The organism is Paenibacillus sp. cl130, from assembly GCF_900116035.1.
Classification (GTDB): Bacteria; Bacillota; Bacilli; order Paenibacillales; family Paenibacillaceae; genus Paenibacillus; species Paenibacillus polymyxa_B.
In genome coordinates this window covers 82,018-104,864 of sequence record NZ_FOYG01000005.1, presented here as the reverse complement: position 1 = coordinate 104,864, position 22,847 = coordinate 82,018, and the positions used below count along the sequence as shown (strand labels likewise).

General features: G+C 48.4%; 22 protein-coding genes. 10 read left to right on the top strand and 12 right to left on the bottom strand.

Annotation, left to right across the window (positions count from 1 at the left end):
• Positions 1–5: 5 nt before the first annotated feature.
• On the bottom strand, positions 6–1,208 hold the full coding sequence (locus BM358_RS15135) for an MFS transporter (protein ID WP_028541191.1): 1,203 nt from the start codon (positions 1,206–1,208) through the stop codon (positions 6–8).
• A 247-nt stretch (positions 1,209–1,455) separates the two neighbouring features.
• Entirely contained in the window at positions 1,456–2,217 is a 762-nt protein-coding gene (locus BM358_RS15130) for an AAA family ATPase (RefSeq protein WP_023986740.1), read from the bottom strand.
• A 212-nt stretch (positions 2,218–2,429) separates the two neighbouring features.
• On the opposite strand from BM358_RS15130, the gene mprF reads away from it, so the two are divergent.
• On the top strand, positions 2,430–5,072 hold the full coding sequence (gene mprF, locus BM358_RS15125; protein ID WP_023986739.1) for a bifunctional lysylphosphatidylglycerol flippase/synthetase MprF: 2,643 nt from the start codon (positions 2,430–2,432) through the stop codon (positions 5,070–5,072).
• Positions 5,073–5,177: 105 nt separating this feature from the next.
• Here mprF and BM358_RS15120 read toward each other — a convergent pair whose 3' ends face one another.
• Positions 5,178–5,804, bottom strand: a complete 627-nt coding sequence (locus BM358_RS15120; RefSeq protein ID WP_023986738.1) for a nitroreductase family protein — start codon at positions 5,802–5,804, stop codon at positions 5,178–5,180.
• Positions 5,805–5,903: 99 nt separating this feature from the next.
• On the opposite strand from BM358_RS15120, the gene BM358_RS26540 reads away from it, so the two are divergent.
• The 3 genes from BM358_RS26540 (at position 5,904) to BM358_RS15110 (ending at position 7,179) form a co-directional block, all read left to right on the top strand.
• Entirely contained in the window at positions 5,904–6,056 is a 153-nt protein-coding gene (locus BM358_RS26540) for a hypothetical protein (protein WP_023986737.1), read from the top strand.
• Positions 6,040–6,516, top strand: a complete 477-nt coding sequence (locus tag BM358_RS15115) for a disulfide oxidoreductase (RefSeq protein WP_023986736.1) — start codon at positions 6,040–6,042, stop codon at positions 6,514–6,516. Before BM358_RS26540 ends, BM358_RS15115 begins: the two co-directional genes overlap by 17 nt.
• A 165-nt stretch (positions 6,517–6,681) precedes the next feature.
• Positions 6,682–7,179 (top strand): CcdC family protein, encoded by a 498-nt coding sequence (locus BM358_RS15110; RefSeq protein ID WP_023986735.1) that lies wholly within the window; start codon positions 6,682–6,684, stop codon positions 7,177–7,179.
• 317 nt (positions 7,180–7,496) lie between these two features.
• Here BM358_RS15110 and map read toward each other — a convergent pair whose 3' ends face one another.
• Positions 7,497–8,243 (bottom strand): type I methionyl aminopeptidase, encoded by a 747-nt coding sequence (gene map / locus BM358_RS15105; RefSeq protein WP_023986734.1) that lies wholly within the window; start codon positions 8,241–8,243, stop codon positions 7,497–7,499.
• A gap of 193 nt (positions 8,244–8,436) precedes the next feature.
• On the opposite strand from map, the gene BM358_RS15100 reads away from it, so the two are divergent.
• The 4 genes from BM358_RS15100 (at position 8,437) to BM358_RS15085 (ending at position 12,493) form a co-directional block, all read left to right on the top strand.
• A complete protein-coding gene (locus BM358_RS15100) occupies positions 8,437–9,132 on the top strand; it encodes a GntR family transcriptional regulator (protein WP_028541192.1) in 696 nt (231 codons plus the stop codon).
• A 132-nt stretch (positions 9,133–9,264) separates the two neighbouring features.
• Positions 9,265–10,626 (top strand): GntP family permease, encoded by a 1,362-nt coding sequence (locus BM358_RS15095; RefSeq protein ID WP_028541193.1) that lies wholly within the window; start codon positions 9,265–9,267, stop codon positions 10,624–10,626.
• Positions 10,627–10,667: 41 nt separating this feature from the next.
• The gene (gene gntK, locus BM358_RS15090; RefSeq protein WP_028541194.1) at positions 10,668–12,215 is read left to right on the top strand and encodes a gluconokinase; all 1,548 of its coding nucleotides are present in this window, start codon (positions 10,668–10,670) and stop codon (positions 12,213–12,215) included.
• A gap of 92 nt (positions 12,216–12,307) precedes the next feature.
• Positions 12,308–12,493: a hypothetical protein gene (locus BM358_RS15085; RefSeq protein WP_071559410.1), complete on the top strand. Its 186-nt coding sequence runs from the start codon at positions 12,308–12,310 to the stop codon at positions 12,491–12,493.
• 179 nt (positions 12,494–12,672) lie between these two features.
• Here BM358_RS15085 and BM358_RS26640 read toward each other — a convergent pair whose 3' ends face one another.
• The 3 genes from BM358_RS26640 to BM358_RS15075 form a co-directional block, all read right to left on the bottom strand.
• Positions 12,673–12,792 (bottom strand): hypothetical protein, encoded by a 120-nt coding sequence (locus BM358_RS26640; RefSeq protein WP_013369112.1) that lies wholly within the window; start codon positions 12,790–12,792, stop codon positions 12,673–12,675.
• Positions 12,793–12,906: 114 nt separating this feature from the next.
• Entirely contained in the window at positions 12,907–13,728 is an 822-nt protein-coding gene (locus BM358_RS15080) for a serine/threonine protein kinase (RefSeq protein ID WP_028541195.1), read from the bottom strand.
• A gap of 144 nt (positions 13,729–13,872) precedes the next feature.
• Complete coding sequence (locus BM358_RS15075; protein WP_028541196.1) at positions 13,873–14,694, bottom strand: MerR family transcriptional regulator; 822 nt, start codon at positions 14,692–14,694, stop codon at positions 13,873–13,875.
• A 536-nt stretch (positions 14,695–15,230) separates the two neighbouring features.
• Between BM358_RS15075 and BM358_RS15070 the strand changes: the two genes are divergently transcribed.
• Positions 15,231–16,187: an L-lactate dehydrogenase gene (locus tag BM358_RS15070; RefSeq protein WP_028541197.1), complete on the top strand. Its 957-nt coding sequence runs from the start codon at positions 15,231–15,233 to the stop codon at positions 16,185–16,187.
• A 72-nt stretch (positions 16,188–16,259) separates the two neighbouring features.
• On the opposite strand, the gene BM358_RS15065 is transcribed toward BM358_RS15070, so the two are convergent.
• Genes BM358_RS15065 through BM358_RS15045 form a run of 5 tightly spaced genes read right to left on the bottom strand, consistent with a single transcriptional unit; the run spans position 16,260 to position 20,782 of the window.
• Positions 16,260–16,988, bottom strand: coding sequence for an ABC transporter permease (locus tag BM358_RS15065; protein WP_028541198.1), 729 nt, complete (start codon positions 16,986–16,988; stop codon positions 16,260–16,262).
• Positions 16,988–17,704, bottom strand: a complete 717-nt coding sequence (locus tag BM358_RS15060; RefSeq protein WP_028541199.1) for an ABC transporter permease — start codon at positions 17,702–17,704, stop codon at positions 16,988–16,990. The genes BM358_RS15065 and BM358_RS15060 overlap by 1 nt, the downstream gene beginning before the upstream one ends.
• Entirely contained in the window at positions 17,701–18,618 is a 918-nt protein-coding gene (locus BM358_RS15055) for an ABC transporter ATP-binding protein (protein ID WP_023986725.1), read from the bottom strand. Before BM358_RS15055 ends, BM358_RS15060 begins: the two co-directional genes overlap by 4 nt.
• Positions 18,619–18,677: 59 nt before the next feature.
• The gene (locus BM358_RS15050; protein ID WP_028541200.1) at positions 18,678–20,108 is read right to left on the bottom strand and encodes a sensor histidine kinase; all 1,431 of its coding nucleotides are present in this window, start codon (positions 20,106–20,108) and stop codon (positions 18,678–18,680) included.
• Positions 20,108–20,782, bottom strand: a complete 675-nt coding sequence (locus BM358_RS15045; protein ID WP_023986723.1) for a response regulator transcription factor — start codon at positions 20,780–20,782, stop codon at positions 20,108–20,110. The genes BM358_RS15050 and BM358_RS15045 overlap by 1 nt, the downstream gene beginning before the upstream one ends.
• A gap of 151 nt (positions 20,783–20,933) precedes the next feature.
• On the opposite strand from BM358_RS15045, the gene BM358_RS15040 reads away from it, so the two are divergent.
• Positions 20,934–22,703, top strand: a complete 1,770-nt coding sequence (locus BM358_RS15040; RefSeq protein WP_028541201.1) for an alpha-glycosidase — start codon at positions 20,934–20,936, stop codon at positions 22,701–22,703.
• Positions 22,704–22,847 lie beyond the last annotated feature (144 nt).

Genomic DNA, 22,847 nt, shown 5'->3' with positions numbered 1-22,847 from the left:
CAACATTAAACCGCTGTGGTTTGCGTATCTCTGCTTTTCCATTTTACAGCCAGACCCAAACTAAGAATGAGAATGGCTGCCCCAAAAATGTATGGCAAATTGATATGCACCTCGAACAATGTACCCGCAAGCGCAGGTCCTAGAATATTACCAATACTCATATAAGCATTGTTCATGCCAGCTGCAACTCCCTGCTCATCCCCCGCCATTTTGGATAAAGCAGTATTAATGGCTGGCCGAAGCAACGACGTAGCGGTAAAGAAGATGAGCGATACCCCGAGTACATAATAAAAGTTGCCAGAGAGCAGCATAAGCACAAGGGAAATCGCCGAAAACAGAAAGGAACCGATGATGACACCTTTTTCGCCAAAACGGTTTAACATCGGACTGATTACCACAGCTTGAATCACGGTTCCGACCAGTGCACCTACGGTAATAATGATAGCAATATCACGCTCATTATAATGAAACTTCCCCGTCACAAAGAAAGGAAACATCGTTTCAAAATGTGTCAGTCCAAAGGTTAAGGTGAATATCATAATCAGCAGCATAAAGTAAGGCTTGCGGAAAGAAAGGGCAAACTGTTTAATCACATTGTCCCGTTTGGCCTTGACATTCCGAAACTTCAACTGTTTTTCCAGTGATAAGGTTTCGGGTAGCATAATCAAGGAAATCAGTGCAGCTACGCCCGATACGGCCGCCGAAACATACAAGGGCGTACGAATCGAGATATCTGCCAGCAAACCGCCCACACCAGGACCGATCACAAAGCCAAGAGACATGGCGGCACCCAACAGCCCCATTCCTCTACCGCGATTGTGGACCGTTGTAATGTCAGCAATATAGGCCATCATCGGAGGAATCATAAAGGCTGCCCCTGCACCACCCAGTAAACGGGAGATATACAATGTGGTCAACGATTCCCCAATAGCAAACAATACAGAAGAAGCCGTCATGATTACCAAACCGATAATAATCATTTTTTTACGTCCGTATTTATCGGACCATTCTCCCGCTAGCGGCGAAAACAGGAATTGGGTTAAGCCAAACACGGCAACCAAATAACCACCCGTTTCACCACTGCCTCCCAAGGAGCTCATAAACTTAGGGAGGATCGGAATAATGAGGCCAATTCCCAGCATGGCAATAAACATATTAATCATCAAAATGACCAGCGGTCCCATTTTCAACTGTTGTGAATCTGACATGTTGCGTTTTGTCCTCCTCAGGTTCTTTATTTCGTATACGAAAATCTTATTTTGCAACCATTTCAGCAAAACTCTTCATTATATTAATAGAGCGAGAGACAAATAACAATCATAAAATACTTCCGATAACCCTGAATCTTTCCTTTGACAGGACAGCAAAAAGGAACAACCTGAAATGGCGATGTTGTCCCTCTCATACGAACGACCAGGGTGAATTTCTGGAACGGTCTGGCGGTCCCTACGATCCCTATTGTGGATCTTCGAATAGCTCCTGTATCATCTTTTCCTTGTTATTCAGAAATTGCTTCGTGATTATAAAATGATCGGTTTCCTCCAGTGTCCGGATGTCGATCCCTTCATGTGTCAAATGATACAAGATCGAATCTGGATAAGCCATCAAAATGGGGGAATGAGTAGAAATGATAAACTGTGAGCCCTGCTGCACCAGCTCGTGAATCCGTGCAAGCATGGCCATCTGGCGCAAAGGCGATAACGCAGCCTCCGGTTCATCCAAAATATACAATCCTTGTCCTCCAAACCGATGCACAAAGGCAGCAAAAAAAGACTCGCCATGCGACTGCTCATGCAGCGATTTGCCTCCGTAGGAGTTTCGAATAGGTGGGCCTCCACCTTCGCGATCCAGCTCGTCGATATGAGTCGCCACATTATAGTAGCTTTCCGCCCGGAAAAAGAAGCCATCCCTCGGCTTTTCTATCCCTCTCACCAGCCGGATATGCTCATGCAGTGAGGAATGCGTGGCTTGTGTAGAAAAATTAAAATTTTTAGTACCGCCCTCTGGATTAAATCCCCACGCGACCGCGATTGCCTCCATAAGCGTCGATTTACCTACACCGTTTTCTCCAATAATATAGGTAACGGAAGGATGGAATTTAAGTTCATTCCACTGGTGTAAGGCTTTTAAGTTAAACGGATATTGGCTCTTGTCAGCATCTGGAGGCCATATCAGCTCCAGGCGACGTATAAAAAGATTACGATCCCATATACTCATGTCCAGTTCAGCTCCATTGCCAAGCAATTCACTAGGTTTTCCATTATTATATTGGAATTATTTACAGCAATCAAACTGAAACCCCATTTCGTAACCCTTCTGTTGTTATTCAAACGATTATTACAGGTATAATATATAGTAATGTTCATCGGGCATGAAATCTAAGCACTTCATTCCGTGTACATCTCATTCTTTTCCAAGCAGGTGAATCTATGAAATCTAATCACAAACCGATTCAATCCTTTAAAATCGTACAGTTCGTGATGACCGTCTACAGGCAACGATTGACACGTATTCTGCTACCACTGGCTGTACTGGCTTTTATTATATGGGAGGCCGGACGAGAACTAAAAGACTTTAATCTGGCGCGTATGCTTCATGAGCTGCGGCGAATGGATGCCACCTTTCTGATCGAGATTGGCTTGTTCTCACTAGCTGCCGTGGCGGCTATGAGCGCATACGATTACGTAATCAGGCATCATTTCAAGCTTCAGGTCAAGCCTGGAACGACATTTCGCTATGCCTGGATCTCCAATACCTTCAATAATGTCTTTGGGTTTGCAGGCTTTACAGGAGCGGGCCTTCGCACAGTGCTCTATAAAAAAAGCGGGGTGCCGTTGGGTGTCATCACCTCTGCGGTCGTGTTTCTTTCGCCAGTCGTCATTACCGGACTATCTTTGCTGGCTTGGGGAGCCATTGTCCATCTGTATCCGGTACAGCCTGTACTGGATGCTCATCCGTGGCTTCATTGGGCGCTGTGGGGAATGGCATTGTACTTGCCGCTATTTCTGATCATGCAGCGCTCCAAACGGTACTCCACATGGTTCAACAAGGGAGAAGGACAGCTTTCCTGGTCCACCATCTCCGCTTCCATCAGTGCTTCCCTGCTGGAATGGCTGCTGGCTGGCCTTACCTTTGCATGGATCGGCTCGCACTTGCTCCATGAACTGCCGATGCATGCTGTGTTCGGCATTTATGTAATAGCCGCGATTGCCGGGTTGATCAGTCTTGCACCCGGAGGGGTCGGTGCATTCGACATCATTGCCCTGCTCGGGCTGCAAATGGCGGGAGCCAACTCAGATCGGGCACTGGCTGTGCTGCTGGTCTTTCGTGTCTTTTATTACATCATCCCGTGGCTCATCGGCTTGGTATTAGCCGCGCTGGAAATGATTCCGCGTAACGAGCGCCTGAATCAGCTAGCTGAGACGGGCTGGGACTACTCCCTTAATGCGTGGCAGAAGGTATGGGGCTGGCCTGGTCAATTCCGGTTTTTGGCAGATCTAGGAGTATGGGCGCTTGGTAAGCTGGTACTCATCTCCGGCGTGGTGCTTCTTTTGTCGGCAGCTACGCCAGGTCTGTTATATCGGCTCCGTTTTGCTGAGCATTTGCTCAGCCTGCCCGTCATGCGCTTGTCGCATGAAATCTCAGTCATCATCGGGATTATGCTTGTCGTCCTGTCCCACGGAATCTCTCTGCGTATTCGCAGAGCATTACGACTGACATTGATATTGCTGCTGGCCGGCGCCATTTTCACCTTCATTAAAGGTCTGGATTTTGAAGAAGCCTTATTCCTACTGTTCGTAGCGTTAATGCTATGGATCTCGCGCTCGCGGTTTTATCGGGTCAGTGCACCACTGAATCGGCACAATATTTTAATATGGGGCGGATTATCTCTACTTGTAACCGGGGCTTATTTTATCATTGGGGCAGGCTCCAATACTCCGTTTATGCGCCATTTGCACGCCAAGGTCCATCTGGACTTTTTTATGAACCGCAGCGATTACGGAGTTACTGCCGTGTTTAGTCTGATTTTGGCATGGGTTTTCCTGACGGTGTATTTCTTTCTTCGACCTCAGCGTGGTATCAGCAATCTACCCGACGCACAGGAGCTCGATAAGCTAAAAGAATTTTTGGAACGACAGGGTGGTAATCTCGTTTCCCACATGCTTTTTCTGGGCGATAAATATCTGTATTGGACCAAAAATGAACAGGTCGTCATTCCCTATGCTCGCAGTCGGGACAAACTGATTGTATTAGGTGACCCACTCGGTCCAAAAGAACGCGTGAGTGAAGCGATTCAGGAATTTCAGCGGTTCGCAGATCGGTATGCGTTAACGGCTGTATTTTATCAGGCATCACCGGAGTATTTGTCCATCTATCACGAGAACGGCTATCGCTTTTTCAAACTGGGCGAGGAAGCACTGGTGCCGCTGGAATCCTTTACACTGACGGGCAAAAGCAATCAAGCGCTACGCAGCGCCAAAAACCGCTTTGACCGCGATGGCTACTCGTTCGAAATCATCCAACCTCCTCTAGAGGCGTCACTGATTGAGGAGATGCGACATGTTTCGAATATTTGGCTGGACGGGCGCAAGGAGAAGGGATATTCACTCGGCTGGTTCAAAGAGCCCTATCTTCAGTTGGCTCCGATTGCATTGCTAAAGGACTCTGAAGGGAAGGTCATCGCTTTCGCTACGATGGCCCCTGCCTATGATCATGGACGGACGGTCTCCATTGACCTAATGCGCCACTTGCCTGACACGCCAAATGGCACGATGGATTATTTATTCACACGGGTCATTGAGTGGGCCAAGGAGAGTGGATATACGACATTTAATCTGGGAATGGCACCGCTGTCCCAGGTAGGGCAAAGCGAAAAGGCATTGCGCGAGGAAAAGCTGGCTCGACTTGTTTTTCAATACGGGGGACATTTTTACGGCTTTCAGGGGCTTCGGCGCTTTAAGGATAAGTTCAAGCCGCAATGGGAGCCGCGTTATCTGGCCTATCCGGCTTCTGTCTTTCTACCGATCCTGACGCTGGAGCTGGTATATCTCGTGTCCAAACGCTCGGACTAAACAAAGGGCTAACCAAAAGGCTTTTGACACCTAACACGACGTAAAAAAGGGTGTTCCCCAACCACGAACGGTTGCAGGAACACCCTTTTACATTCACAAATCTTCTTAGAAGCTACCTTTTACAACAACTTCAGACAGTGGGAAACGTCCTGATGGACGTGCTGGTACTTGTGCCTTACCTACGCTAATAAGCAGGGTTGGCAGGTAACGTGCCGGAATATTGAATTGCTCGATCAATTGTGCTGGAATGAAACCGCCCATTGCGCAAGTGTCGTAGCCCAGAGATTTAGCAGCCAGCATAATGTTTTGTGCTGCAAAAGCAGAGTTCAGGATGGCGGCATCGCGAGCTACTTGCGGGTTTTGGTACGCGCCGTTGATTTGACCTACCAATGCGTCACGGATTTCCGCTGGCAGTGCGCCTGCTTCTACCGCTTGATCATAAATGACGGTGTTACGGTTTGCTTCCAAATCACCCAATACAGCAATCGTAACGGAACTTTCCACTACTTGGCCCTGATTGTAGGCGATAGGTAGCAATTTTTGCTTGTCCGCTTCGCTTTCGATGACAAGGAATTTCCAATGTTGAAGGTTCCAAGCGGAAGGAGCTTCTATCGCGGCAGTCAAAATAGCCTCCAAATCTTCCTCTGGCAATTTAAAATCCTTAACATAGCTCTTTACCGCGTGTCTTTCACTAATAGTAGATAGAGTTTCATTTTTTGGACTGCTCGACATTCTAGGCACTCTCCTAATTTCTTAATATATATCTAACTTGAATCCTCATTAACTTCCCAAACTACTGCAATTATAAAAATGATAGTGAATGATGTCAATATGTTTAAGTATGACCCTGCACTCAAAATACAGTACAATACGGATAAAGACATGCATATCGGCATATGCCTGCCGATGGGACAAGACACGGGTGAGTTCATTTTGTTCTCATTTGAATTAAAAAAGGAGCGTTACTATGATTGGATCGTTTAAAAAAACGGATATTGCTTTGTTTGCCGCCTGGGTTGTAGCTTGTGTGGCAACTTTGGGCAGTCTGTATCTCAGCGAGATTTTGGGGTATGAGCCTTGTAAGCTGTGCTGGTTTCAGCGCATTCTGATGTATCCCCTGACCCTTCTGCTCGGAATTGCATATTTTCGAGGAGATTCGGGGATACGTCGTTACGTCATGCCGTTGGCTATCATTGGAGGCGCGATTGCGGCCTATCATTTTATCATTCAGCGCATCCATGCAGCCGCCAAAGCAGCTGCGCAAACTTCAACTTCCTGCGGCAGAGTATCCTGTGAACAGGATTACCTGAACTGGTTCGATTTTATCACCATTCCTTTTCTCGCACTGATCGCCTTTATCCTTATTATTGCAGCCATGGGTTATATCATGCGTCAGGAGAAAAAATCAGCTCAAGGAGAGGTACAAGCAAAGGAACTCGCATAAGTATGAAAGAGACCTAATTATAGGACCCGTTACCACCAAGAGGCGTATAATCCGCTTGCCCAAGGAAAGACTGTAACTAAATATATCCATTGCATATGTGCTATAATGTAAAAGGTTTGCAGTCTGTCCAATAACGCTTATATTCCTTATAGAGGGGGCCAGTCCATGTTTCATATTAGCACCCCATTGCTGCAATATGGCGCAACCTTCGGTATGATCTTAATCGCTATATCGGCTATTTTCATCCGTATGAAGACAGGTCATCGCCCGATTAATGCCAAAAAAATCATCATTCCTCCGCTCGGCATGAGCACCGGGTTTATGATGTTTGTGGTGCCAGAGGTACGGGTTCCCTGGCTTTGGGCGCTGGGCGCTTTTCTGGTCGGCTGGTTTATTTTTTCTTACCCGTTGATCCGCAGCACCAAATTTGAATTGCAAGAAGGGCTGGTTTTCGTGCAACGCTCACGTACCTTCTTTTTTATCCTGATTAGCCTGCTGATCATCCGATTGCTGTTGCATGAATTTATTCAGCATTACATTACCATTCCGCAGACAGCAGGGCTATTTTTCATCCTAGCCTTCGGGACCTTGTTACACTGGCGGCTTCGTATGTATTTCCAATATCGTCAGTTCGTTCCGAACGAGGCGGAAGTTCGCATCTGACAAACAGGTTTTTAACATGCATGCTCGCATGTTGCTGTATAGACCAAAAAGACACGTTCTCCTAACAGGAGCCGTGTCTTTTTGGTCTTTTAGTCTATCAGGTCTACATTATGCATTCCGGAAAAAGGAGCTACTCGATTGCGTCCCTCTGTCTTCGCAGTGTACAGCATTCGATCTGCCTGAACATGCCTGGGACTGGAACGGACATGCAGCGGATGCTTATAGCAAAAGAGACCGTCCTCTGGACAGCCCCTTTTTCTGTAACATGTCTAGCTCATTCAACCCGTTAGTCTGTATGCTACCGATGGATGCCTGCTTTATTGCTGGGTCAAAATAATCGGACCATCTGCTGTAATGGCCAGCGTATGCTCGTATTGCGCAGACAAGCCGCCGTCCAACGTGCGTGCGGTCCAGCCGTCGGCATCAATTTTACTGCGGTATGTGCCTGTGTTGAGCATCGGCTCAATTGTAATGACCATGCCCTCTTTTAAGCGTGGTCCACGGTGCGGCGGTCCGTAATGTGGAACCTGCGGTTGCTCATGCATCTCTTCCCCGATGCCGTGCCCAATAAATTCGCGTACGACCGAGAAGCCTTCCGCTTCCGCATAGGTTTGTATCGCATGGGAAATATCTCCGATCCGGTTACCGATAACAGCTTGCTCAATCCCTTTATACAGTGATTCCTTGGTAACGTCCAGCAGCTTTTGCGCCTGCTCAGACACATTACCTACCGCATACGACCAAGCGGAATCTGCCAGCCAGCCATTCAGGTTCACAACCATGTCGATCGTCACGATGTCCCCGTCCTTCAACGGTGTCTTATTCGGAAAGCCGTGGCAAATCACATCGTTAGGTGAGCCACATGTTGCAAACTGGTAGCCGTTATAGCCCTTTTGCTCCGGTGTTGCGCCATGCTTCTTCATAAAGGATTCTGCGAAAGCGTCGATTTCCAGTGTCGTAATGCCTGGCTTGATCATTTTGGCAATTTCCCGGTGGCAAGCAGCCAAAATGTCTCCAGCTTTTTTCATATTTTCAATTTGTTCTTTGGTTTTAATGATAATCATTAAACGGTCTCCTTCTTTTCCGTGTTCGTTCCACTTTTCACTGCTTCTTTTTTCTGCTTCTATTGTAACGCTAAAAGCAGCGAAATGGAACCGATGTCAACTGACACCGTTTACAAGGATCTTAAACGGGGTATATAATACTCCATAACTTGTATACCAGTATGCAAAATTATTTCCAAGATAGGAGTATCCTATGAAATATCCAACAACCTGGTTACAGGGCGCATCGCTTGGGGAAAGGATTGCTTGTGAACTCCGGCTTCAGATTATACGGGGCATTCAGACGCCAGGTACTGTGCTATCTGAGAATCAGATTGGTGCCGATTTTGGTACCAGTCGTTCTCCGGTGCGTGAAGCCTTGAAGGCACTCTCGGGCGAAGGACTGATCCGTTTGGAGCGCATGGGGGCGGTTGTCGTCGGCATGACACCCGGTGATATGGAGGAGCTATTCGATGTGCGAATGCTGATTGAGCATTTTGTTGTACAAAGGTATGTACATAGTGATAATGCCACATTGGTGACTGTTCTGAATCAGATGATTGACAAAATGGAAGTCGCTCTCAAGTACAGAGATGTTGTTGAATTTTCTCTTCAGGATTTTAATTTTCATGAGGCTCTGGTTCTGGAAGCAGGCCATACCCGTATTCTTCATACCTGGAACGGTATGAGACAGTTAATCCTGACGGTCATGTTAGCTGCGACAGAACAACGATTTGCGTCCAACATCGAAGAATCACAAGTCACGATTCACAAACATCGAACCTTTGCAAACGCTTTAAATCAAGGGAATGCTCAGGAGTTGTCGGGATTTATTGAGGATCATTACCGAGATACCCGCAACGCGGTTAACGACAGCGTCCTGTCTCCCTACAGAAAGACATCGTCCTAGCCGCAACATGCGTGACAAAGAGCCGATGTACCGCGCTTCATGCGTTTCTTGCTGGCGCGGTTCTCTTTTACATTAAAGTTGTCGACAAGTATACATTTAACTACACATATAAGAATAAGGAGGCATACCTTCATGAACACATTATTCGGCTTAAGCCATAACGCGTCCCTGCTCATATGGGCGCTAGTTACCGTCATTCTTTTGATTTTGCTGATTGCCAAATTCAAATGGAATCCCTTCGTTTCACTGCTGCTTTCGTCGGTATTTCTCGGACTGGTTAACGGGATGCCGGGACATGAAGTTACTGCCTCCATTACCAAGGGGCTCGGCAGTACGCTAGGCTCCATCGCCATCGTGATCGGTTTAGGCACCATGCTCGGTAAAATGATGGCAGAATCCGGGGGTGCCGAACGCATCGCGACCACACTGATGGATCGTTTTGGTGAAAAACGCGTTCATTGGGCGATGATGATCGTAGGCTTTATCGTGGGTATTCCGGTATTTTTTGAGGTTGGTATTATTTTATTAATTCCCATCCTGTTCACGGTTGCCCGTAAAATGAATATGTCTCTGCTGAAAATCGGTATTCCAATGCTGGCAGGACTATCGACGGTACACGGCCTTTTACCACCCCACCCGGCTCCGATGATCGCAATTGAAGCCTTTAACGCCAATATTGGACGCACGATAGGATATGCACTCATCGTGGGCATTCCATCCGCCATTATTGCAGGCCCGGTCTTCGGCGCTTGGATTGGCAAAAGAATCATGGTCAGACCTTCCGAGAGGCTGGACGAGCAGTTCAGAAATACGACGGGACGGTCGTTGCCTCCTTTTTGGATTACTCTGTTCACCATTTTGTTGCCTGTTATTCTAATGCTTAGCGGATCAGTCGCTGAAATCGTAGACCCGGCCAATACACATCCGCTCACTGTATTTTTCAAATTCATTGGTGATGAGGTTATGGCATTGCTGATTGCGGCTGTGTTCTCTTTTTTCTCGCTAGGCTATGCACGTGGTCTAAAGAAAGAGGACTTGTCCCGTTTTACCAGTGAATGTCTGGCACCAACAGCCTCTATTATCTTAATTATCGGGAGCGGCGGTGCATTTAAAACGGTATTGATCGACAGCGGTGTAGGTCAGGCCATTGCAGCGGTCGCTACAGGAGCCCATATGAATGTGATTGTATTTGCTTTTCTGGTCGCTGCGCTCATTCGTGTAGCCACTGGATCAGCGACAGTCGCGATGACGACAGGCTCCGGTATTGTCGCACCTGTGCTGGCACTTACTCCCGGCGCGAATGTCGAACTGGTCGTCCTTGCTACAGGAGCCGGGTCGCTGATCTTGTCTCATGTGAATGACGCCGGTTTTTGGATGATTAAAGAGTTTTTCAATATGACGGTTCCGCAGACTCTAAAATCATGGACCGTTATGGAAACCATCCTCTCCTTGGTCGCTTTCGGTTTGATTATGCTGCTGAGTGTGTTAATTTAACGATAATGAGCTAATAACGGTAAGTGAAGGGGAGATTGAATATGACAGACACCCGATATATGATCGGCGTCGATATCGGCACAACCAGTACCAAAGCGGTGCTTTTCGAAGAAAACGGCAATATTGCCGCCCAGCACCATGTGGGCTATCCGCTCCATACACCTGAGCCGGATGCGGCAGAACAGGACCCGGAAGATATTTTCAAAGCTGTCGTAACGACGGTGCAAGAGATCATGAAACAAAGCGGAGTGTCAGCCGAGCATGTGCTGTTCGTCTCCTTTAGTTCGGCCATGCACAGCGTACTGGCGGTGGATAAGAACGGCAAACCGCTGACCGCCTCCATCACTTGGGCAGATAACCGTAGCGCCAAATGGGCCGAAGCGCTCAAACATGAATACAACGGACACGACATTTACTTACGTACCGGAACGCCCATTCATCCCATGTCACCACTAACGAAACTGATGTGGATTACACGGGATTTACCGGATATTGCGGCCCAGACGTACAAATTCATTTCCATTAAGGAGTACGTCTTTGCCCGGTTATTCCACCAATATGTCGTGGACCACTCGATTGCCTCTGCAACCGGACTTATGAATTTGCAGCAGCTGGACTGGGATGAGGAAGCACTGCACATTGCAGGTGTGACAAAGGAGCAACTATCCGAGCTGGTGCCGACAACTCATGTGCTCAAAGGGCTGGATGAGACCTATGCGCATGACATGGGTCTACTGAAGACGACTCCTTTTGTGATCGGGGCCAGCGACGGTGTCTTGTCCAACCTCGGTGTGAATGCGATCAAACCTGGAGTTGTCGCGGTTACCATCGGCACCAGCGGAGCCATCCGTACCGTAGTTGATAAGCCGCTCACGGATGCCAAAGGGCGCTTTTTCTGTTACGCCTTAACCGAAAAGCTGTGGGTCATCGGCGGCCCAGTGAACAATGGAGGTATAGTCTTCCGCTGGATCCGGGATGAATTTGCAGCCTCCGAGGTGGAAACGGCCAAACGACTGGGACTTGATCCATATCATGTGCTGACCCAAATTGCGGAACAGGTACGTCCTGGCTCCGACGGTCTGCTCTTTCTTCCGTACTTATCCGGTGAACGTGCGCCCCTGTGGGACCCAAATGCTCGCGGCTCCTTCTTCGGTCTGTCCCTGCGTCACAAAAAAGAGCATATGATTCGCGCCGCTCTGGAGGGTGTGCTGTTCAATTTGTATACCGTCATGCTCGCCATGGAAGAAGTCATCGACAGACCGTCAGTCATTCACGCCACTGGTGGATTTGCACGCTCGGAGCTATGGAGACAGCTCATGGCGGATATTTTCGATCAGGAAGTCATTATCCCCGAAAGTCTGGAAAGCTCATGTCTGGGCGCAGCTATTCTGGGCTTGTACGCGCTGGGACGGATTGATTCGCTGGATGCTGTGTCCGGTATGATCGGTACCACTCACCAGCACAAACCTGTAGCAGAACACGTGGATATTTATCGCGATTTACTACCGATTTATATCCGCATTTCACGTAAATTCGAAGAAGAGTTCAAGGATATTGCGGAATTTCAGGCCAAGTCCCTACAATCTTAAATTAGTGGAACCTGTTCTAACGCTGCTGCGTATTACCTTTTTATAAAAACCTGTCTATGTCAGTTGGGCAGGGTAAGAAGGAGGATTAGACGATGCTTAAACAATTACTGCACCGCCTGCTACATTCCACCTCTCATTCTCATAAGCGGCGATACAGCAGCTCAGACCGTTATTACGAACGTGAACGTAAACACCATTCTTCTTCAGACGGTTACAAGAATAGCCACAATGGGCACCGATATTACAAAGATAAACGCCGTCATTACTCCAGTTCTTAGCCAAACAACAAGAAGTAGCGACGGAATAGAGCGTACCACAAGAAGCATGCCACAGGCTCCTTCAAACCCTATAAAGCGAAGACCCTTCTCATCTCAAGGGCCTTCGCTTTATTGTTGTGCGCCCTTCGTTATGCAGGGCAACATCTGTGCATTTTACAGGAAATCGGTTATGACCGAAATTACAGAAACAGGGTTTTAGAGATGATCACCAGCAAAATAAACAGAACAAGAATCGCTCCTACAGAGGTCCATGCTCCTACGCCGCAACCCATACCGCCTACTCCACACATATGACTCATTTACAACACTCCCTTCGCTCATTTACAGAATCATTGTATGTAGACCTGGTCAAATGCGTAAGGGGGGCATTCCCCCATTTTTGCGGCGAATGCCTGTTTATTTTTAGGGACTATCTATGGGTTAATCTCAAGCAGCAACAATGCTTCCTCCAGCTCTTGCATAAACTGTCGGCTATTCTCATAACGTGGCCGAATCTGAAAAAGACGCTCCAGCATATGACGCACAGGTGAACTCAGTTTCAATTCTTCCTGCCAGCTTGCTGGCGGTTGATCCGGCTGAGGCTCGTAACTGCTATACAGCATAAAAAGCATTAAATGTCCGACATCGTACAAATCGCTGTAGACGGCGACATCCTGTCGCTCGGGTGCGCGCTTTTCCAGCGTGGATTCGGTAAATACATCCTCCTGTCGCTCTCCCACCGCCAGAGCAAGACCAAAGTCGATCAGGTAAGGCTTCCCCTCGCGGTGAATCACATTGGGAATGCGGATATCCCGATGGATATAGCCCCGTTCATGCACATACAGAACTCGCTCCATTAACTCCAAAATGTAGACAACGCATTCCTGTTCTGTAAAGGAACGCTCCTGTTCAAATATAAGCTCCTCTAGCGTCATGCCAGAGATGTATTCCATGACCACAACTATTCCGTTCGAATGCTCGACACTTTCGAGTAGCTTCGGAATATTGGGGTGTTCCATCTGCCGCATAATATGAGCCTCTCGCTGCAATAGCTGAACTGCCTTTGCCCGTTTGCTCGGTCTGGGCAATTTCACCGCCACCTCTTGTCCGCTGTGCCGATCCAAACAGAGATAGGTCAGACCATAGCTCCCCATGCCTAAAAGCGAACAAACATCATAACGTCCGCTCAGCAAGTCACCAGGCTGTTTCGGATAATCCATCCATGATTCATATGCGTTCCGCAACCAAGCAAACATACTTATATCCTTTCCTCTACATGCCGCAGCAACGTTTCTTATGCGGCTTGTTCTCGTATTCTTGTATTCCGTTATTATACCATCCACAATAAAAGACCATCAGAACCGGGAAGGTCTGATGGTCTTTATCAGAAAAGATGCTGGTTATGCCTCTCTGCGTCTGCGCGGTGTCAGACCAAGCCAGGACAACAACGAACCGCGCGATTTGCGTTGCCTGCCCTGGTAGGTACGCAAATTCGTAATTAACTGCCGATCTCGTTCCTCGTCAACCTTTTCTTTCATCCAGCGTTTTTGATCCTCCAGTTGGTTAGACAGGCTGATATTCTTTTCCACCAAACGGCTGTGCTCTGCTTCCAGCTCTTCCAAACGGCTCCGCATTTCCAACAATGCGGTTTGCACCATGTCCTGCATCTGCGCCAGTTCTTGCGGCTCTACGGACTCCTGCGTTGGTACGGATACAGGTGCTCGTTCCAATCTATACTCAATGGTAGATGCCAAAGTCTGGAACTCCTCCTGCGACTGTAGCTGCATGGGTTCCTCTGACAGTTCCTGAGCATTCATTTCATCCTGTAACTCTGTCAGTTCAACCGTAGCAGCAGTTTGCGCCTGCATGACCGTCTCTTCCCTGCCCTCAGCTGCCGCCATTATTTCTTCCCAAGTTGCGGTCAGTGACTCAGCATCCGAGATGGGTGGCAAGCGGAATTCTTCATCCTCCATTTGAAAGGGAGCGGTCACTCTCTCAAGCACCACCTGAACAGCCTGCTCCATCGTCATATGCTGTTCACGCAATGCCCTCCGCATCACCTTCAAGCACTCAACATCCTCAGCACTGAACATTCTCGATTGATTCGCGGAACGCTGAAACACATACCCCTGCTCCTCCAGCGCCGCTGCATATTTACGAAGGGTACTCGCCCCGATTCCCAACTGCTTTGCTGCTTCCGTCGTCGATTTGCTTTCTTCCATTTAATCATTACCTCCCCGGATGGTATGGAAAGAAATTAGCTTGTATATGTAGAATTCGCGAAATCCATTGGAAACCCTTTGGCAAAAATGTTCTAATATTGCAGACTGCTAAGAACCTTTGTCATAACGGAATATTTGTAGAAATACAAGAAACGACATTGCAGAGAATACTTCTGTTTTATGTACCCTTCAGACTCTTTAAAGAGCGTCACATAAATGTCACACTTTTATGATTTCTATGGCACCATTCCTTCCATCAATATAGTCCATGTTATAATTTATACAGCGGTCACCTTAAATATAAATTGAAACGTCCTCTCCTACCTTCCAGTAAAAGTATTGATAATTTACGTTCATTCTACAATTAATCCTAGAAGAACCCCTCTATTCACAGTTCATTTTTAATTTTCCAGAATGGAGACAAAAAAATGGATATTTTCAAAAGATCAGCAATATGTTATGTTATGTAACGTAAAATGGATTTCAGGCATAATTTGTAGCATATTAACGTTCGCTGGAACGAGGAGGCAACATAGATGAAGGGGAAGGCAAGGAAAGTAGCTATTGTCGGCGCGGGAATGGTCGGTTCGAGCTGTGCCTACTCAATGGTTAATCAGTCCATTTGTGATGAGATCATGATGATTGACCGCACGTATGATCGGGCTTTGGCCCATGCACTGGATCTGTCCCATTGTATGGATTTTACGTCCACACGTACCAAGGTGCGTGCCGGCACGTATGCAGACTGCACGGATATGGACGTTGTGATTATAACGGCTGGAGCCAACCCTAAACCGGGTCAAGACCGCCTATCTGTGCTGGATGACGCAGTGCTTATTACCAGAGAGATTGTAACAGCGATTATGGAGGGTGGCTTCGACGGTATATTCGTCATTGCTGCTAATCCTGTCGACATTGTAACGTATATGGTACAAAGTATATCCGGTCTGCCGCGCAACAAGGTGATTGGCACGGGCACCTCCATTGACTCATCCCGACTCAAGACGTTGCTTTCTGAGGTGTTTTCCATAGATCCGCGCAGCGTACAAGGATATGCGCTTGGCGAGCATGGCGAATCCCAATTCGTTGCCTGGTCACACGTCACGATTGGCGGCAAGCCGCTTTTACACATTTTGCGTCAGCATAAGGAACGATTCAGCCACGTCGATCTGGACGACATTGCCCGTAAAACTCGGGATGCAGGCTGGGAGATCTTCACCCGCAAAGGCGCCACTTATTTTGGTATTGCCAATGCGCTGGCGTACATTACTCGTTCCATTTTAAATGATGATGGTAAAATTATAGCGGTCTCTGCTGTATTGGACGGCGAGTATGGACACACCGATGTCTGCACGGGCGTTCCGGCGATTATCGGCAGCAGAGGAATTCAAGAGGTCATCGAGCTGGAGCTAAGTCCGGAAGAACAAGCGAAGTTCGACGCCTCTTGCCACTTTATCAGCAATAATATCCGTGCCATTTCAGGCTTAGTGTAAACCAATAGCACAGTAAAAAAACTCCTTACCCTCATTGAGGATAAGGAGTTTTTACAGTCCCCGTATTTCGCCCTATATCTCTTTATAACGAAATACCGTCAGTCCCGCTAACGTAAATACGACAAAGCTACCCATTATAACCGACAACAGTGTGTCAGTTGGCACCATGAACGCCCCGAAGTTGTCTCTTCCACTCGGCATCATCGCCAATAAAGGCTGTGTCCATGGATAGTACGGACCGTAGGTTTGAGAATTGGCGACCAGAATATTCGGCACGGTGAAGACGAAATTCAACGCAAGCGGTGCGGCAAAGCTGGACCACAGGAAGGACACCATCAACTGCAACGCAGCCAACGGCAGGCAGGCTACCCAGCCGGCGAGCAAACTTTGAGCGATCACGGCCCATGGAATCGGTCCGTTCATACCCTGCACAACTCCAACACCCAGCAACGCTCCTCCGAACAGTAGCTGGGTCAATCCGACCAAGGCCATAATGATGGTCAGCTTGGCCGCATACAGACTCGTGCGGGACAATGGCAATGACATCAGCTGCTTCCAACCGCCGCCCCCATGCTCGAATCGGCAGACCAGAGATGCAAATACGGCGGTCAGCATCGGCATGAACAGCAGCGCATGAACTGTAAGCATGGCAGACAACAACACCTGCCAATTCCCTCCCGGGTTTGCCAGCAAACCAATCAGGACGGCAATAGCCGGGCTGACGAGCGCAAGGAGCCAGACGGGCGATTTCGCCATTTTCATACGTTCAACAGAAAGCAGCCGTACATATCCTCCGAACATTACGCCACATCCTTTCGGCTAAAATGGGCCGCTGTCAGCAGGCTGAGAAGCACACCCGTTCCGCACCCGACGGACGCAAACATCCACGCTTGAGGTGCAACCCATGCGAATTGAGGCCAGGCCAACGGAAACCATTCGGACAGCTGTGAAGCAAACAAGCTGCCGATGCCTAACGTAATGCCCAGTGTTACAGGCAGAGCCTGATTATGGAACGTGACCGTTAACCACAACAATAATACGAGCATAGGCAGCGTGCCGCCTAAAGGCCAAAATCCAAGCCGCAGTAATTCTCCAATCGGCGCCGGCTCTCCTCCGAAGCCGAGTAGCATGCCCAACACCCACGTCCCTACCGTCAGGAGTACACAGGACACACACAGCATCCCGATCGCCAGCGTCAGCTTGGCCATATAGACGCTGAATTTGGAAATCGGCAAGGCCAGTAGCTGCTTCCAGGAATTAGACATATGCTCCACATTCGCCAACATGGAAGCGACCATAGTGGCTCCTAACACCAGCGCAAGGGGGACAAACATAGCGATGTTATCCATCAAGGATTCCCACAAATGGCCCTTGTATCGCGGAATCAGATAGTCATAGCGGAGTCCAAAGTTCAGCGCCTGCATCGCCACCAGCCCAAGGGGACCGAGAAACACCAGGAACCAGATTCCCTTTTTGCGTGCTTTGAGCAGATCCGCCGTGAGCGCCCGCAGCATCATAAGGAAGTTCCTCCTTTGCCCACCACTTGCATGAACATATCCTCCAGCGATTTGCGGCGTTCCTCCACACGGTATACGGCATGCGTATTTTCGACCAATCTTCTGACCAGCAGCGCAACAGCCGCATCATTCATGTTCTCGAAATCCAGCGCCGAGCCGTCCTTCACCGAATGATACCCCTGCTCACGCGCAATCAATTGGGCTGCTTCCGGTTCCGACACTACAATCCGAATTCCGCCTGCGGATTCCTGACGGAGATTATGAATTGTGTTTTGAAAGACCAGCTCTCCTTCACGGATAATACCCACGGTATTCGCCATATGCTCTACCTCGCTCAACAGATGGCTGGACACCAGCACGGTGATCCCCCGTTGCTTGGGCATCGCCTGAATCAATGTGCGCATTTCCTGAATACCCTCCGGGTCCAAACCATTCGTAGGCTCATCCAAAATGAGCACTTCGGGATTCCCAAGCAGGGCTGCTGCAATACCCAGTCTCTGCTTCATGCCCAGGGAGTAGCCTTTGACTGGACGTTTGGCATGCTTGGTCAGTCGGACGACCTCCAACACTTCCGCAATGTTTTGCTTGGGTACATTCAAAATACGGCGAATGGCCTCCAGATTTTCAATTGCGTTCAAATGACCATAATACGAAGGATACTCCACCAACGAGCCGACTTTACGCAAGATATCGAGCTTATGTCTGCGAATATCTTTGCCGAATATACGGATCGTTCCTCGAGTTGGGCGAATAAGTCCAAGCAGCATGCGGATCGTTGTCGTTTTCCCCGCTCCATTGGGACCCAGAAATCCGTAAATATCTCCTCGAGCTATTTTCAGGTCCAGCTGATTAACCGCCGCGCGGCCTTTGTATATTTTGCTGAGACTGTTCGTTTCAATAATGTATTCGTTCAAGTTCCTCACCTCGACACCTATCGTAACGTGCCAAGTTTAAAGCCAAGGGAACTCTGAGTTTAAGTTTTGTTTAAAAACCGAATTCTTGTCCCGGCTGATGAACTGAAAATCTCCCTCTCCAAATTCATTTCGCGAGCCAGCAGTTCTGTAATCGCCAAACCAATCCCTGCCCCTTTTTCACTGGACTGTTGCTCCATACCGGGCCCTTTATCTGTGATAACCAATGCCTCTGTCCCATTATCTTTCTGTACTTGAACACCGATATATCGGCCTGAGGCAGCATGGCGAACTACATTTTGAAAGAGATTGTCCAGCAGACGACGGAAGCCTTGCTCATCGACATTCCACACCATGCTATGTTCGGGCAGGTCGATATCCACTTCAAAGCCCTCCTTTTCCCACACCGGATACCAGCTGGCTACACACTCCCGCACTAGCCGCAGGATATCACGTGGTGTGTTATTCATAGTGTATTTTCCACTAGCTAGCAGATTATAGGTGAGCAGATTGTCGATCAGACTCCCAAGGTCTTTTAGCTTGTTTTCCATCAGTGTAATCGACTGTTTCCCTCTGCTGCTCAGATTTTCACCATCTAGTGTATACAGATGGCTACGCACGACCGTAAGCGGCGTTCGAATATCGTGTGACAGATCCGCGACCAGTCTCTTCCGCAGCTCTTCCTCCTGACGCTCACGTCCCCGACTCTCGGCCAACTGCTCGACCATCTGATTAAATGCTTCCTCCAGCTTGCCGATTTCATCCGGGCGTCCAGTGGTAACAAGAATAGGCAAGCCATCCTCTCCTCGCTGCGACATGGCGGCCTGAAGCTGCAACAGTCTTCGCCGAATGCCTCCAAAAAACAGAAGAGATACGAATATAAAAGTGCCCAGAATCAATACGATAAAAAAGAGATAGTACATCAACATGCTACTATCTGTAGGTGGCTGTTCAAAGAACGAACGAGGCACTTTTAACACCATATAGCCCTGATTCACATCATTCTTGCCCCCGCCAATAAAGGCTACTACCGTAAACGGCCCCTCATAGCTTGCTTGCTTCATAAATTCTATAGCCTGCGCAGCGTTCCATTGTTTTGGCATGTTAGGTTGTGTCGGTAACTCCAACCTTGTTTTACCTGCGGGATCCACCCAAAATATTTGTGAGTTAGGGAACATATCTTGTTGTATTTTGCGCAGATGGGCTGAGATTTGCTCTGGTGTGGCTCCCTTCAAAGCTACAGCTTCGCGATGCCAGCTATTTTCGGTATGGGTAGTAGAGGGATAGTAAGCATTTTTAGGCTTGAGCTCCGCCCCCCAATTCAATAACACGCTATATATCAAGGCTGTAGCAGGCAACACAATGGGCAACAGCATCATAGCAACCACAATAATGACCAGATAACGGAACAACAGTGAACTGCGAAACCGACCTCCCTGACCTGGCCTAGAGCTGGGGTACAGCCTCCTCCAATTTTTGCGCGTCCTGCTCATTATGCTTTCACCCGATATCCTACACCACGGATCGTCTCAATGATGCGGGGTGTCGCAGGATCAATCTCCAGCTTTTCGCGAAGGTGTCGGATGTGGACCATTAAAGTTTTGTCTCCGTCAATATATGGATCTCCCCACACCGCTTCATACATTTGCTCTTTTGTCATAATTTGGCCCAAATGCCGCAGCAAATAAGCAAAGATGTGATATTGCTTACCTGTCAGTGTAATTTCCTCCCCGGTATCACGGTTCACAATACGGTTATCAGGAGAGAAGACAGAGAGATGCCCCAGTTGTAAGGATTCTTCCGGCACGGTTCCCGATCGGCGCAGCAAAATCTCCATACGTGCTATGAGCTCGTCCGGGTGAAAGGGCTTGGTTACATAATCGTCGGCGAAATCCAGTCCTTGCAGCTTATCGTCAATGGATGTACGGGCAGACAACATGAGAATGGGAAGCTCCGGGTACTCTTTCTTGAGCCGCTTCCCCATGGTGAATCCGTCCAGACCGGGTAACATCACATCCAAAATCACGAGTTGGCACGTACGGGCTGCTTCCACAGCCCCCTCCCCGCTGCGAAGCCATACTACAGCGTAATTCCGCTCTTCCAAATACTGATGCGTCCAAGCACCAATATCCTGGTCATCTTCGATGTATAACACATTTGTTTTCATCATGGGCACCTACTTATCGTTTTTCTTTTATGTAATGGGCATTATAGCATTTATGGTACATGACCCACTTAAAAAGGTTAATAACTACCTTATACGACATACGCTTCACATTTTCAAATTTGAATGCTCGTGAAAAAAGGAGGCCTACCCGATGCTGCTGGAAGCGATATACCATCACCCGAAACGCAATTGGGCTTTTGGTTATAATGATGAAACGATATTTCTACGGCTACGTGCGAAGAAAAATGACCTGAATACCGTTCATGCTCTCACCGGAGATAAATACGATTGGGACCGCACCCGACAGCTTGTCCCGATGTCCAAATTCGCTACCGATGGCAGGTTTGATTACTATGAATGCAGCGTAAAACCTACTCACCGTCGGCTGAAATATGGATTTTTGCTAGAAGACGGTGAGGAACGTATTTGGATGAACGAGGACGACTTTACTACCCAGGAACCCCAAAATGCAGATAAACTGTTCCAATATCCGTTTTTGAACCCGATTGATATTCTGAAGCCACCTGTATGGGTGAAGGATGCTGTATTTTATCAGATTTTCCCGGAACGTTTTGCGAACGGTGACCCCTCCATCAGCCCAGAAGGTGCAGAGACATGGGGCGGAACGCCACAAAGGGACAATTTTTTCGGTGGCGATCTACAGGGGATTCTGGATCACCTGGATCACTTGAACGAGCTAGGGATTAACGCCATATATATGACCCCTGTCTTCAAGGCAACGACCAATCATAAATATGATACAGAGGATTATATGGAGGTGGACCCGCATTTCGGGGACAAAAAGACATTAAAAAAACTGGTCGATGCCTGCCACGAACGAGGAATTCGTGTGCTGCTTGATGCGGTATTCAACCATTCAGGGCGTACGTTTAAACCGTTCGTTGACGTGCAGGAAAAAGGCGAAGCCTCGCCTTACAAGGACTGGTTCCATGTACATAGCTTTCCCTTGGAAGTGGTGGATGGCACACCGACGTACGATACATTCGGGCTGGAACCAATGATGCCCAAGCTGAACACCGAACATCCTGAGGTGAAAAAGTACCTGCTGGATGTAGCAAAACATTGGATCGAAGAAATCGGCATCGATGGTTGGCGGTTGGATGTGGCAGACGAGGTGGATCACGCCTTTTGGCGGGAATTCCGTACTACGGTCAAGCAGGCCAATCCAGATGCGTACATTTTGGGTGAAATGTGGAATGAATCATCTGAATGGCTTCAGGGGGACCAATTCGATGCAACGATGAATTATCCGTTCACCTACGCGGTAAATGATTTTTTCGTCAAAAAAGTGACCGATGCCCAAAGCTTTGCCTTCGCCATCGGACGACAGCTGGCCCGCTATCCGCAGCAAGCATCCGAGGTTGCCTTCAATCTGCTGGATAGCCACGACACACCACGCCTGCTGACACTGTGCGGGGATGACAAGCGGCTGATGCGACTGGCCGCCCTGTTCCAGTTCACGTACATGGGCGCACCCTGCATCTATTACGGCGATGAGATCGGTCTGGATGGAGATGCCGATCCAGGCTGCCGCAAGTGCATGGAGTGGGACACCGACAAGCAGGACCGCGAGCTGTTCGACTTTTACCGCGAACTGATTGCGCTTCGTAAGGGGCACCCGGTCCTCCGTGATCAGGGAAGCATCACCTTTTTGGAGGCACAGCCAGAGGGTACCTCACTTGCCTACGAGCGCCGCAGCGAGGAAGAAGTAATGCTCGTGCTGCTCAATCGTTCCGATGAGGATCACGTTTTTGAACTGGACATTCCTGAGCAGGAATGGCAATTAGCTTTTGGCGAAAGCCAGTTGTCCAAAGGAGCGAAGGGGTTGCACGCCAAGCTTCCACCCTACGGATACGCTGTACTGAAGGCAGCACCTGCTCGGTCAGTAAATCCTGCTTAAGAGGACGATGTCAAGGCGGGAAGCAAGGCATCCGCCTATATAGGCGGATGCTGATGAAGGTACCTGCCGAATAACGGCAAAAAAAGCGAGACCACCGGGAACAAGATGTTTACTTGTTCCTGATGGTCTCTTTACGTCGAATAA